Origin of the sequence: Gelidibacter salicanalis, from assembly GCF_016469035.1 — a bacterium.
GTDB lineage: Bacteria > Bacteroidota > Bacteroidia > Flavobacteriales > Flavobacteriaceae > Gelidibacter > Gelidibacter salicanalis_A.
Genome location: NZ_JAEHJZ010000674.1, coordinates 1 through 230 on the forward strand (window position 1 = coordinate 1; position 230 = coordinate 230).

At 36.5% G+C, this 230-nt stretch carries 1 protein-coding gene; it reads left to right on the top strand.

Going from position 1 to position 230, the window contains the following annotated elements; genetic code table 11:
* On the top strand, window positions 1–230 hold a 230-nt coding region (gene fliD, locus JEM65_RS22255), incomplete at both ends, for a flagellar filament capping protein FliD (RefSeq protein WP_199603963.1).

Below are 230 nucleotides of genomic sequence, written 5' to 3' on the forward strand. Positions count from 1 at the left end.
ACTAGAGCGGACGAGGACGCAACCTTTAATTCTATCAAGGGATTTATAGATAAATACAATGCTGCAATTGAAGTTATTAACAAAAAAATATCTGAACCAAAATATAAAGGATATAAACCTCTGTTAGATGAGGAAAAGGAAGCACTTGGCGAAAAAACCGCTGAGAAAATGGACGGTATGGCCAAAAGTGGAATATTGCTCCGAGATCCGATTTTAACAAGTGCATTGAA